Origin of the sequence: Laedolimicola intestinihominis, from assembly GCF_040096155.1 — a bacterium.
Classification (GTDB): Bacteria; Bacillota; Clostridia; order Lachnospirales; family Lachnospiraceae; genus Laedolimicola; species Laedolimicola intestinihominis.
Window position 1 is genome coordinate 122,465 of record NZ_JBBMFE010000010.1, and the last position, 11,547, is coordinate 134,011.

13 protein-coding genes and 1 riboswitch are annotated in these 11,547 nt (G+C 48.2%); of the genes, 10 read left to right on the forward strand and 3 right to left on the reverse strand.

The genetic code is table 11. From position 1 onward, the window contains the following. Positions 1-33 precede the first annotated feature (33 nt). A riboswitch (cyclic di-GMP riboswitch) is annotated at positions 34-109 on the forward strand. A gap of 88 nt (positions 110-197) precedes the next feature. The 4 genes from WMO29_RS11380 to WMO29_RS11395 all read left to right on the forward strand — a co-directional run bounded on the left by WMO29_RS11380 (position 198) and on the right by WMO29_RS11395 (position 2,993). Then, positions 198-452, forward strand: coding sequence for a hypothetical protein (locus WMO29_RS11380; RefSeq protein ID WP_349164862.1), 255 nt, complete (start codon positions 198-200; stop codon positions 450-452). Continuing rightward, the gene (locus WMO29_RS11385; protein WP_349164863.1) at positions 427-624 is read left to right on the forward strand and encodes an ATP-binding protein; all 198 of its coding nucleotides are present in this window, start codon (positions 427-429) and stop codon (positions 622-624) included. The genes WMO29_RS11380 and WMO29_RS11385 overlap by 26 nt, the downstream gene beginning before the upstream one ends. A 128-nt stretch (positions 625-752) precedes the next feature. Then, entirely contained in the window at positions 753-1,646 is an 894-nt protein-coding gene (locus WMO29_RS11390) for a C39 family peptidase (protein WP_349164864.1), read from the forward strand. 153 nt (positions 1,647-1,799) lie between these two features. After that, a complete protein-coding gene (locus tag WMO29_RS11395; RefSeq protein WP_349164865.1) occupies positions 1,800-2,993 on the forward strand; it encodes a hypothetical protein in 1,194 nt (397 codons plus the stop codon). A gap of 67 nt (positions 2,994-3,060) precedes the next feature. Here WMO29_RS11395 and WMO29_RS11400 read toward each other — a convergent pair whose 3' ends face one another. Both WMO29_RS11400 and nagA read right to left on the reverse strand, forming a co-directional pair. Next, entirely contained in the window at positions 3,061-4,356 is a 1,296-nt protein-coding gene (locus WMO29_RS11400) for a class II D-tagatose-bisphosphate aldolase, non-catalytic subunit (RefSeq protein ID WP_349164866.1), read from the reverse strand. 98 nt (positions 4,357-4,454) lie between these two features. Beyond that, positions 4,455-5,594 (reverse strand): N-acetylglucosamine-6-phosphate deacetylase, encoded by a 1,140-nt coding sequence (gene nagA / locus WMO29_RS11405; protein WP_349164867.1) that lies wholly within the window; start codon positions 5,592-5,594, stop codon positions 4,455-4,457. A gap of 224 nt (positions 5,595-5,818) precedes the next feature. Between nagA and WMO29_RS11410 the strand changes: the two genes are divergently transcribed. From WMO29_RS11410 to yajC, 3 genes are read left to right on the forward strand one after another with little or no spacing between them, the layout of a single operon-like run. After that, positions 5,819-6,997, forward strand: a complete 1,179-nt coding sequence (locus WMO29_RS11410) for an SIS domain-containing protein (protein ID WP_349164868.1) — start codon at positions 5,819-5,821, stop codon at positions 6,995-6,997. 18 nt (positions 6,998-7,015) lie between these two features. Further along, positions 7,016-7,450 carry a PTS sugar transporter subunit IIA domain-containing protein gene (locus tag WMO29_RS11415; RefSeq protein ID WP_349164869.1) on the forward strand — a complete coding sequence of 145 codons (435 nt, stop codon included), beginning with the start codon at positions 7,016-7,018 and terminating at the stop codon, positions 7,448-7,450. Between the two features lie 2 nt (positions 7,451-7,452). Then, a complete protein-coding gene (gene yajC, locus WMO29_RS11420) occupies positions 7,453-7,737 on the forward strand; it encodes a preprotein translocase subunit YajC (protein WP_349164870.1) in 285 nt (94 codons plus the stop codon). A gap of 59 nt (positions 7,738-7,796) precedes the next feature. On the opposite strand, the gene WMO29_RS11425 is transcribed toward yajC, so the two are convergent. Then, complete coding sequence (locus tag WMO29_RS11425) at positions 7,797-8,996, reverse strand: AraC family transcriptional regulator (RefSeq protein ID WP_349164871.1); 1,200 nt, start codon at positions 8,994-8,996, stop codon at positions 7,797-7,799. Positions 8,997-9,214: 218 nt separating this feature from the next. On the opposite strand from WMO29_RS11425, the gene agaV reads away from it, so the two are divergent. The 3 genes from agaV to WMO29_RS11440 all read left to right on the forward strand — a co-directional run bounded on the left by agaV (position 9,215) and on the right by WMO29_RS11440 (position 11,379). Continuing rightward, the gene (gene agaV / locus WMO29_RS11430) at positions 9,215-9,691 is read left to right on the forward strand and encodes a PTS N-acetylgalactosamine transporter subunit IIB (RefSeq protein WP_158365052.1); all 477 of its coding nucleotides are present in this window, start codon (positions 9,215-9,217) and stop codon (positions 9,689-9,691) included. Positions 9,692-9,758: 67 nt separating this feature from the next. Continuing rightward, entirely contained in the window at positions 9,759-10,568 is an 810-nt protein-coding gene (locus tag WMO29_RS11435) for a PTS mannose/fructose/sorbose/N-acetylgalactosamine transporter subunit IIC (protein WP_158365051.1), read from the forward strand. Then, positions 10,558-11,379, forward strand: coding sequence for a PTS system mannose/fructose/sorbose family transporter subunit IID (locus tag WMO29_RS11440; protein WP_349164872.1), 822 nt, complete (start codon positions 10,558-10,560; stop codon positions 11,377-11,379). The genes WMO29_RS11435 and WMO29_RS11440 overlap by 11 nt, the downstream gene beginning before the upstream one ends. Positions 11,380-11,547 lie beyond the last annotated feature (168 nt).

Here is an 11,547-nt window from a genome sequence, read left to right on the forward strand (position 1 = left end):
AGCTTCAAAAAAATGTACAATATAATACCAATAAAGATTCATCGGCAAATCAGTCGAAAGACTGAGACGCAAAGCTATAGGGTCTGTAAAATGACAGCCAGCTGCAACCTTTAAGATGCATTGTCTGGAAAGGCAGTGCATTTTTCCCTTTAGATTTGTGGTGTGTAATAACCTGATGATTTGGGGAGAAAAGAATAATGGATAAAAGTCGAAAAAAATCAGCCGTACTATTTGCAGGTATATTTGTAGTTTTAGGAATGTGGATGATGTTATCAGTACATTGCCGGGCTGCGGAAAAGAATAATGATGAAAAACAGCCACAGATCATCCGTATCGGATCCTTTGAGGATACCTTTGATTATGTCGATAAAAACGGTGTAAGACGAGGATATGGCTACGAACTCATTCGCAGGAACCGGACTGGGCATGTCAATCGTCAGGAAATATGTTGATCTGCTTGGCGGAACCATAGATGTAGAGAGTGAACCGGGAAAGGGCAGCACCTTTACAGTTATACTTAAACACAGGATAGCGGATGAAAGCTATTATGTAAAAAAACGTGCTGAAAGCTCTGAATCAAGCAGTGAAATCCTTGAAGGCAGGAATATTCTTCTGGCAGAATGATCCATTGACCACAAAACAGAAGAAAGAAAAAATAAGAGAAATATAAGAAATTCGAAAGAGAATGTACAAGAAGAATGGAAATCCCTTTGTTATACTGAACCTATACAACGAAAGAAGAGGGGACTACCATGACCAGACAGAAAAATAAAGCAGAGTACAGGGATGAGCGCACAGCAGATCCGGAAGATGAATGGGATGTACGGAGAAGCAGAACGGATGTCCGCCACCGGAGTGGAAATACAGGAAACCACCGCCGCGGACGCCGTCGGAATCGGCAAAAGGCCCGCATCCGCTTTCTGGCGTCCATGCTCGGGACGCTTCTGGAGGCGATCCTGCTGGTGCTGGTGGCCTATACAGCGTTAAATCTTTTTTGCGGGTTTGGAAAAGTGAATACGCAGAAATTGCGGGAGCAGGGTTACCCGGAAAGCCTGATTGCGCTGGTGGAGCGCAACCCAGAGACGAAGGATTTCGTGCTGGATTATCCGAAATACAAGGGACTGGAAGAAATTGACATTTCGAAAGACGTGATGAAGGGAGAGATTCCCCATTTTTTGCAGTGGGATGAGCGCTGGGGATACGAAACCTATGGTAGCGATTTTCTGGCAGTGACAGGCTGCGGACCCACCTGTCTGTCTATGGTGACCTGCGGTCTGACTGGCGATACGCAGTGGAATCCCTATGAGGTGGCAAAAATGGCCGAGGATAACGGTTATTATGTGGATGGGTCCGGTTCTTCCTGGGCTCTGATGAGCAGCGGTGCGGAAAAGCTGGGGCTTACCGTCTCCAGCGTGATTTTTGATGCGGAGCATATCCGTGCCACCTTGGAGGCGGGTCAGCCGATTATCTGCGTGATGGGCCCGGGCGACTTCACGAATGCGGGACATTTTCTGGTGCTGACAGGCGTGGATAAGAACGGCGACATCATTTTGCAGGATCCGAACAGCGTGAAACGGACAAAACAACACTGGGATGTGCAGAAGCTGATGAATCAGATGAAAAATCTGTGGGCTTACAGTTGCTGAAAATTGTTAAAAATTACAAAAAACGGAAAGAAAAGATAGCCAGAAGATAGGAAATACGTTACAATAAGAAAAATAGGAAAATTTCACAGCAATCCGTAATGAAAATGAAGAAAATCTGAAAAGCTCGGGTGCATGGATAAAAGGAGGGGCTGCATGAAAAGAAAAATGAATGCTCTGATATGGAGCCTGTGCGCAGTGGTAGCCCTTGGCGGCTGCGCAGTTTCAAAAAAGTCGGATACAGGCAATGCAGACATGGTTATGAAGGACGATGCAGGAGAGACAGTAGATCCGGCGGATACAGCGGAGACATTTTCAGAGGCGGCAGGTTCAACCAACACAGCAGATACCTCAGACGCCCGCGATCTGACCACTGCCGAGCTGCAGAAATTCACCGACTGGATCAACGAGGGCGATAACGGTGGCAACTATGGATTTCTGCTGTCGGATTACGGGGATCCGAAGGACGCAGATCTGGGGGAAATCTTTTATTCGGGCGCGGGCATGGCCACGGAGCCGTTGACAGCCGCGGAGCGGCAGGAATATCTGAAGATATCCGGTCGGGAAGATATAGAGACGGACTGTGTCCGGCTTACGACGGAACAGATTAACCATGTTCTGACCAAAAGGCTTGGCTGTACGTTGGACGAGATGAGCCGGGAGCTGCCGTGGTTTTATCTGGAGAAGGCAAAGGTCTGGGTTACGGAGCATGGAGACACGAATTATGTAAACTTCACCTGCGTCAGCGGACGTGAGCTGTCAGCGGGCGTCTATGAGCTGGACTGCGTACCGGGGGATGAGAATTACCGGCCATATGTGCATTCCTGTCATCTGACCTTACAGGCGGATGGAGAGGATTACCGGATTCTTTCCAATGTGTTCGACGACAGCCTGACCTATTCCAGATCCATTTACCGGATCGATAACCAGAGCTTTAAGGTAGATTTGGGTGGAAGCTGGGGCGAGGTGATATTTACCTCCTATGCGCCGGGCCAGACCATGTACGGCAATCAGGATGTGAGCTTTTCCCTGGTGCAGGATAATGCGGAAATCTATGATTTTCCGGGAATTACGGAAAATGGCTACCGGGATCCGCTGCTGTTTCAGGAGGTGCTGGCAGTCAGCTTTCAGGATTATGACGGGGACGGGCAGAAGGATGTGATTATCATCTGCAGCTACGATGATTTATACGGTGAACCGGGGAATCGGATCAGCAATGAGGTGCGCCTTTATCAGAATATGGGATCTGAATTCCGACTGGACAGCGAACGGATGGATTGGCTGAATGCGAATGGGTTTCACAATAATATTGATGAAGTGATGGCTCACGTGAAGGATGAGATGAAGTAAAAAATGCTGGAGATTTCGTTTTTATTGGAATCTCCAGCATTTTTAAAGTTTCAGATTTCAGAAAAGCTTACAGTGCTACTGCGTACTCGTAGTCCATCATAAAGTTGGTCACGCCGTCCATAGCCAGCTCTCTCGGGTCAAGCTCCAGCTCGCCATCGCGAACTTTATTGTAGGATACCGGCATGTACTGGTGGAGCATGTTCATCGGAATCTGGTATTTACGCAGGTTCTCGAAAAGCTTATCCATAGCTTCCGTTACCTCCGGCTGGCCGATGTAGTAGCGGGCGCGGTCGGAGAAGCTGTATTTTCTTGCCAGTGCCAGCTGCTTGTCGTCGCCATGGTAGTGCTTCTGCCAGTTGGCCGGGTTTTTCATCATGACTTCGTCCAGAGTCTCGATGAAGTGTGCCTGCTCTGCTTCCGGAACCAGTTCCTTCTCCATGAAGCTTAAAGCGAACAGTGCTTCGCGCAGACCGTAGGTAAGAGCCGGACCTACCTTCAGGATGGCGATGCCGTCCTGGCACATGTTGCGAAGGCTCTGAGGACTCTGGTAGTCTGCGGAATGTCCCTCGAAGCATACTTCCGGATATTCCTTCAATGCTGCACACAGGTCTACAGCTGCATCGTGGTCATACAGGAAGACCTGATCGTCGCCGAATTCTACGCCGGGCTGTACAACGACTGCGATGACGTCGTTCATACCATCCTCGATGCCTTCCTCCTTGAAGACACGGCGGTAAGTAGCTACGGTGTCACGGAATGCGTCCGGGCTGGTAACTGCCAGAGTATCCTCAGCCTCCTGAGCGCCGCCCGGGATCGGAACCTCGCTTCCGATAACGAATACGGGGCGCATAGCGTCCGGTTTCTCCGCCTTCAGTTCTTCATAGCCCTTCATAGCGGACTTGTAAAGGATAGCGCCGCGGCGGGCGATGGTTTCGGTGGAAAGAAGTCCTTCCGGATCGTCGGCAACCTTCATGCTGGTGTCCAGATGGATCTTGGTGAAGCCTGCGCGGGCATACTCATATACCAGTTCAATAGACTTGTCCATGGCTTCTTTCTCCGGCAGGTTCTGCCAGGTCAGCGGTCCTAAGTGGTCGCCGGCCAGAATCATCTGGTTTTCCGGTACGCCGATTTTCTCTGCCATCTCAAGAACCATTTTATAGAAATCCTTCGGAACCATTCCGGTATATCCGCCGTACTGATTTACCTGATTGGCAGTTGCCTCGATGAGCACCGGACGGCCAAGCAGCTTTGCGCGGCGCAGTGCTGTCTCAAGTACCAGCGGATTGGCAGTACAGTAGGAAGGAATGCCGGCTTTGATACCGTTTCTGCGGTCTTCCATCATTTTCTGAAGTGGGTGTTTCATGGTGATAATCCTCCTTATATAAACGGTATAAATGCAGCCCTATTATAATCATAGTGACTGAAAAATGCAATCAAAAAGTTAGCAATTATAAACTGAATTTACAGCTGTGCTTCACCCTTGCAGTATGTCTGAGCCACGGTATAATCCTTTTCCAGAACTACGATGTCCGCGTCATAGCCTACGCCGATAGCTCCCTTATGATCGTCAAGACCCAGGCAGCGCGCCGGGTTGATGGTGCATGCGTTCAATGCATAATTAAACGGAATCATAGCTTCCTCAACCAGAATTCTGAGTCCCTGATTCAGACGCAGGGTGGAGCCTGCCAGTCCGCCGGTGGAGGTCAGATGGGCGCTTCCGTCCTCGTAAATGATAATCTCATTTCCACCGAAGATGTATTTGCTTCCGGCCGGAGAACCCTTCGCCATCAGAGCATCGGAAACCATGATGCTGTAGTCCGGTCCCTTGGACATGAAGTAGTTATTCAGGGCTGCCGGTGTGGAATGGTTGCCGTCGCAGATAATCTCGCCGTACATGGTACGCAGGCGGTAAGCAGCGCCTACCAGGCCGTTGTCGCGGTGCTTGAACGGAGTCATGCCGTTGTATACATGGGTCATGGAACGGGCGCCGTGTGCGTAAGCCATAACAGCCTGCTCGTAGGTGGCTGCGGAATGTCCGATGCTGACTACCACGCCGTTCTCAGTCAGATAACGGGTCAGGGCGAAATCCTCATCGGTCTCGGTAGCCATGGTGATGTATTTGATATGACCCTTTGCAGCTTCCTGATAATGCTTAAACTGCTCGATGGTCGGTTTTACGATGTATTGCTCCGGCTGAGCTCCCTTGTAAACCATATCCAGGTACGGTCCCTCAAAATGGATGCCGAGAATTTCAGCGCCTTCGTAACCCTCGTCCATGACCTTCGCCACATTGGCTACGGCGTTCGTCAGAACCTCCTCGCTCTGGGTAATGGTAGTTGCCAGAAATGAGGTAACACCTTCGGTTACGATGTTTTTCGTCCAGTTGCGCAGACCCTCTTCATTGGCGTCGTTGGTGTCAAAGCCGAAAGCACCGTGGCAGTGGATGTCCATGAAGCCGGGGACGATACGGAGATCGCCGTAATCCTTGTCTGCCGGCTTGCTTCCGTAAGGAAGAACTTCTGTAATCTTACCATTCTCGATCTCAAGTTCAGCCGCAATAAACTGATCTGCAATCCAAACCTTTTTACTCTGAATCAACATAATAAAAATTCCCTCCTGTTTTATTTCATAGGTTGCAATCTATCCTTATTATAGCACCCGATTTTAAAATGAATTTGCATTTTTTAAAAGAAAGATTATGAGTTTTAGTAGCTGTATTGTTTTTTGAAATCAGTGTGCTATATAATGGTGTCAGATAAGGGAACCCCACATGAGGTATGCCCGAAACCACAAAAAGCAAAATAAGAATAAGGGAGGAAAATGTGATGACCATTTTCAATGTAACTGATGAAAAAATGAAAGAAACTTCTTCTACATTTACTCTGACTGAGATCCATCAGCAGCCGTCTACATGGAGAAAGACCTGCGCCCAGATCAAGGCATGCAAAGACGAGCTTCAGAAATTCATCGATCAGGTAGTAAAGCAGGAGGATTTTGATATCGTTCTGACAGGAGCAGGTACCAGCGAGTTCGTAGGAAACTCTCTGTATCAGGCGCTGAATCAGAAATATAATTATAAGGTAAAATCCTTCGGAACCACAGATCTTGTTCCGTCACCGGAGTGCTTCCTTTCCGCAACCAAGCCGACTCTTCTGGTGAGCTTCGGACGTTCCGGAAATTCACCGGAGTCCCTGGGCGCAGTAGAGAACGCTGAGGCAGTCTGCAAAAACCTGTATCATCTGTTCGTGACCTGCAACCATGAGGGAACTCTTTCCAAGCTGGCAAATGACAGACACAACTGCTTTGCTATCAACCTGACACCGGAGACCCATGACCAGTCCTTCGCTATGACATCCAGCTTCTCCAACATGTACCTGGCTACTTACCTGGCATTCAATCTGGATCGCCTGGACGAGATCTGCGAGGCAGTTGAGAAGATCGCTGCAGCAGGTGAGGTATTCCTGGAGCAGAACTGGACCATCGCAAAGACGATCGTAGACGAGTTCGATTTCAACCGTATCGTATATCTGGGAACCGCAAGCCTGAAGGGCGTATCCCAGGAGTCCGCTCTGAAGATGCTGGAGCTGACAGCCGGTAAGGTAGCAACTATGTTTGATACACCGCTTGGCTTCCGCCATGGCCCGAAGTCTATTATCGATGATCGCACACTGACTGTCGTATACTTAAGCGACAACGAGTATCAGAGACAGTACGAGATCGACCTGATCAAGGAAATGGGACCGCAGAGAAAGAAGAACCGCATCGTGGCAGTTATGAATACTCCTTGCGAAGCTGTCAAAGGTCTGGTAGACTATACCGTAGAGATGCATATCGGTCAGTCTCTGGAGAACGTACTGCTTGGCTTCAACTACATTACCTTCGCACAGACTCTGGCAGTCCTGAAGTCTCTGTCCTTAGGTATCACACCGGACAACCCCTGCCCGACAGGGGAGGTAAACCGTGTGGTTAAGGGTGTAACCCTGTATCCGTACACAGTAAAATAATTTCGGAGGACAAAGATTATGGTAGGATTACTGATTACCGGCCACGGCCACTTTGCCACAGGACTGGGTTCCAGCCTGCGTCTGATTACCGGCAATACAGAGAATATCGAGTATGTGGATTTTGAGGCTGATCACTCCACGGAGACTCTGGCGCACAACCTGAATCAGGCTTTCGATAAGCTGAAAGACTGTGACGGCGTATTGGTGCTTTCCGACCTGGCAGGAGGCTCACCCTTCAAGACAGCGGTAGAGTGCAAGTTCGCAAGACCGGAGCAGAAGATTGAGGTTATCGCAGGCTCCAACCTGCCGATGCTGATTGAAGGTTCCATGTCCATGGGTATCTATGACAACCCCCTTGACATGGCAGAGGCTCTGATTCCCACCGGAAAGGATTACATCATCCGGTTTGAACTGGCCGAGCATAACGACGACACAGAAGAGGATGGTATTTAAGTATGAGTATTAACTGGGAAGTAATTGGATGGACCTGCATTACACTGGCATTTATCATGGGCATCATTGCTCTGGTATTGGCTATTATTTCCGCAAGAAATGTAAAAAAGCGCCGTGGCGAGCTTGCAGAGGTGCATACGGAGCTGAAGATTGGAAGCCAGGTGATGTTCGCCGGAGGTATCTATGGTAAGGTTGTAGGAATCGAAGACGAGACAGTCAATGTCGAGGTGGCAAAGGGAACCGTCATTAAGATTTCCCGGTTTGCAATCCAGTCTCTGGAAAACTAAAAAGTATAAAAACAGGAGGCTTTCTTAAAATGAGAAAGCCTCCTGTTTTTTAACAATATTTAATTTGATTTGTAAATGGTTTTGGCATACTCACTGGGGGGCATGTTATACTTTTGAGTAAAGGCCCTGGAAAAATAGTGAATGGAATTGAAGCCCAGCATCAGAGCAATCTCGCTGATGGTATACTTATTCTCGCAGATCATCTGACGGCTCTTCTCCAGCTTCAACTCATTGATATACTTCTTGGGCGGCATGTCCATATTTTCCTTGAACAGAATCTGCAGGGAGGAACGGGACATGGAGAACTTCTGGCAAATCTCTGCAATAGTAGTTGGCTCGTAGATAGTCTCGTCAATGTAAGCCAGCACCTTTTCAAGAAGCTCGTCTTCGTAATGCTGTCGGGCGACGGTCGTTGGCTTATCAGACTTCTGACAGATAAATTCTGACTGAAGCAGACGGATGACAGTCTCCTGCAGCAGGCAGAGCATCAGGCTGTTCATATAGGGAATCTCAGATGTACTATCAGCTACAAAGGTCTTGATCAGGGTATATATCTTCTTATCATAAGAGAATACCTTATTTAACAGGAGCTCGTAATGGGTGCTTTCTACATCATAGACGATGGTTTCCATATCGAAAATAATGGTAACATAGGAGCAGGAATGACCTTCTGCAATATTCTGGTTATGGAACTGACCGGGTCCGTAGATCATCAGCTCCTTTTCCCGAATCGTATATTCCTTTCCGTCTATCTCTGTCATCAGCTCGCCCCGATCCACGTAGGTCAGCTCAAAATAGCCATGAGTCTCGCCCTTGAAGGTGTAGCCCGAATTCCGGATATTGTAGTAATAGCCGAGAATCTCGCTGATACGCACGCGGGGGAGAATCCGACGGAACATATAGGAAGCGGGAAGTGTCTCCAGAGAGTAGCTATAGTCTGTAGTGGCAATCATTTTGCAGGTAATATTGGAAGTGACGGCGATGAGATTCCAGTACAGTCCGGGTTTCAGCCGTACATTGCGGTGGACGGCAAACTCTTCCAGTTTCGCAGTGTCAAGGGACTCGCCTACCACAAGGGCAGCCATGCCGCTTTGCAGCTCCAGGCAGACCTCGCAGTCGAAATGATAGACCTGATTGAGGCTGCGCTTGGCAATCAGATGTAAATCGCGGCTGATCATGCCGGAGTTTCCGGGAGAAACAGGCTTATCATAGACAGAACCATAACGTTCAAATTCCAGGCTGGATGTCTTTAATTGCATAAATTACCTCCATATATGGAATTCATTATAGCTTTTTTTTGTCAAAATGTCCAGAAAACAACGAAGCAATTCTAAAAAAAGAATAAACTTGATTAACAGAAACTAAAAACAACACGAAGTCAACTAAAAACTACAAATACAAAAAGAATCAAATAAGATATAATAAAGTCACCTTGAAGGGGATTTTCGGGGTACATCATAACAAGGAGGGAATGAAAATGCCCAATATCGTTTTAACACGTATTGACAACCGTCTGGTTCACGGACAGGTTGCAACACAGTGGTGTGGAACCATCGGTGCAAATTTAATCCTGGTAGCCAATGATGAAGTAGCTGGAAACAAGCTTCGTCAGGGACTGATGGATATGGCAGCTCCGGCATATGCTTCCATGCGTTACTGGACCATTGAAAAGACCATCTCTACTATCCACAAGGCGTCCGATAAGCAGCTGATTTTCATTGTATGTGAGAATCCGCAGGATGTTCTGAAGCTGGTAGAGGGTGGCGTGCCGATTAAGAAGGTAAACATCGGCAACATGCATATGGCAGACGGCAAGCGTCAGGTTGCAGGCTCTGTAGCCGTAGACGACGCGGATGTAGCTGCATTTGCAAAGCTTCGTGATCTGGGTGTGGAACTCGAGATTCGTCGTGTTCCGACCGAGGCAGCGGAGAACATTGAGAAGCTGTTCAAATAAGTTGTGAATTCCTATGAGGGGGATTTTAAGCAGCTTTATACTTATTGGAAAGGAGATTGTATAAATCATGAGTTTTAATGCAATTCAGATTTTACTGGTTGCTGTATGGTCCTTCATCGTGGCCATCGACCAGTTCGACTTATTGGAATCTCTGTACCAGCCTATCGTAACAGGAGCAGTCATCGGAGCAATCCTTGGTGACCTGCAGACAGGACTTATCGTAGGTGGTACTTATCAGTTAATGACTATCGGTAACATGCCGGTTGGTGGAGCTCAGCCGCCTAACGCCGTAATCGGTGGAATCATGGCTACTGTATTCGCTATTTCTTCTGGTCTTGACACCAGCGCAGCAGTTGGACTTGCTGTTCCGTTCGCTCTGATCGGTCAGTACATGGTAACTCTGCTGTTCACCGTTATGTCCCCGCTGATGTCTACAGCAGACAAGATGGCTGAGAAGGCAGATGCAAAGGGTATCGTTCGTCTGAACTACCTGGCTATGGGCGCTCTGGGACTTCTGTTCGCAATCGTTTGTGTAGCTGGTCTGCTTGGCGGAAGCGCACTTGGCGAGACTCTGACCGCTATTTCTGAGAAATACGCTTGGATCATGACTGGTCTCAGCACCGCTGGTGGAATGATGCGTTTCGTTGGATTTGCTATTCTGCTTCGTATCATGCTTTCCAACGACCTGTGGGGAATCTATTTCGCAGGTTTCACACTTGCTACTATCATTGGCTACATCCCGGATCTGAGCGGTTCTGCTCTGCTTCTGGTAGCTTTTGTTGGTATCGCAATTGCACTGTACGACTTCCAGACTCGCGTTGCTATTAAGCAGAACGCTGGAAATGGTGGAAACGGAGGTGAAGAGGATGGCATCTAATGCTACAACTTACAAGAATTTAACACCGGCTCAGCCGCTTGACAAAAAGACTCTTAACAAAATGGTATGGCGTTCTCTGAATCTGCAGGGTTCTTTCAACTATGAGAGAATGCAGGCAGCAGGATGGCTTTACTGTATCCTTCCGGGACTGGAGAAAATCCATACCGATAAGGATGACCTTTCAATTTCTATGCAGCACAACCTGGAGTTCTTCAATACTCATCCGTTCCTGGTAACATTCGTAATGGGTATTGTACTTTCTATGGAGCAGCAGAAGGCAGACATCAACACAATCCGTGCGGTACGTGTTGCAGCTATGGGACCCCTGGGTGGTATCGGTGACGCTCTGTTCTGGTTCACTCTGGTTCCGATTACAGCGGGTATTACAGCGAACATGGCTATCAACGGTTCTATTGCAGGACCTATCCTGTTCCTGTTAATCTTCAACATTGTTCAGATGGCTCTGCGTTTCTTCCTGATGAACTGGTCCTATGAACTTGGTTCTAAGGCTATCGAGATTCTGACCGCTAACGCAAAAGAGTTCACTCGTGCAGCTTCTATGCTGGGTGTATTCGTAGTTGGTGCTCTGACATCTAACTATGGTGGAACAACTGTTGCTCTGACCATCGAGAACGGCGATAGCCCGATCGTTATCCAGAGCATTCTGGATGGCATCCTGCCGAAGCTGATTCCGCTTGGCATTACTCTTGGCCTGTACTTCCTGATTAAGAAGAAAGGCTGGACTCCGGTTGCTTGTATCGGACTTCTGCTGGTAGTAGGTCTGCTGGGAGCACTGGTAGGAATCTTCTAAGGTATTTAAGAATTACATAGTGGCTTATGCCTCTTGAAAGAGAGTGATATAGGCGACGGTTATGATAACCTGAAATCCCAGAGAGGGCGCTGTTTTCCGGCTTAAGGCCGGTGAACAGCGCCCTCTCTTTATAATAAAACGAACGAAAAAGAGGGGGGGGGGGGGGGG

What these genes read in the sequence shown, in the direction of transcription:
- WMO29_RS11390 (WP_349164864.1), top strand. Translation starts at nt 753, where the DNA reads ATGACCAGACAGAAAAATAAAGCAGAGTACAGGGATGAGCGCACAGCA.
- WMO29_RS11440 (WP_349164872.1), top strand. Translation starts at nt 10,558, where the DNA reads ATGGCATCTAATGCTACAACTTACAAGAATTTAACACCGGCTCAGCCG.
- WMO29_RS11415 (WP_349164869.1), top strand. Translation starts at nt 7,016, where the DNA reads ATGGTAGGATTACTGATTACCGGCCACGGCCACTTTGCCACAGGACTG.
- nagA (WP_349164867.1), bottom strand. Translation starts at nt 5,594, where the DNA reads ATGTTGATTCAGAGTAAAAAGGTTTGGATTGCAGATCAGTTTATTGCG.
- WMO29_RS11425 (WP_349164871.1), bottom strand. Translation starts at nt 8,996, where the DNA reads ATGCAATTAAAGACATCCAGCCTGGAATTTGAACGTTATGGTTCTGTC.
- yajC (WP_349164870.1), top strand. Translation starts at nt 7,453, where the DNA reads ATGAGTATTAACTGGGAAGTAATTGGATGGACCTGCATTACACTGGCA.
- agaV (WP_158365052.1), top strand. Translation starts at nt 9,215, where the DNA reads ATGCCCAATATCGTTTTAACACGTATTGACAACCGTCTGGTTCACGGA.
- WMO29_RS11410 (WP_349164868.1), top strand. Translation starts at nt 5,819, where the DNA reads ATGACCATTTTCAATGTAACTGATGAAAAAATGAAAGAAACTTCTTCT.
- WMO29_RS11380 (WP_349164862.1), top strand. Translation starts at nt 198, where the DNA reads ATGGATAAAAGTCGAAAAAAATCAGCCGTACTATTTGCAGGTATATTT.
- WMO29_RS11400 (WP_349164866.1), bottom strand. Translation starts at nt 4,356, where the DNA reads ATGAAACACCCACTTCAGAAAATGATGGAAGACCGCAGAAACGGTATC.
- WMO29_RS11385 (WP_349164863.1), top strand. Translation starts at nt 427, where the DNA reads ATGTCAATCGTCAGGAAATATGTTGATCTGCTTGGCGGAACCATAGAT.
- WMO29_RS11395 (WP_349164865.1), top strand. Translation starts at nt 1,800, where the DNA reads ATGAAAAGAAAAATGAATGCTCTGATATGGAGCCTGTGCGCAGTGGTA.
- WMO29_RS11435 (WP_158365051.1), top strand. Translation starts at nt 9,759, where the DNA reads ATGAGTTTTAATGCAATTCAGATTTTACTGGTTGCTGTATGGTCCTTC.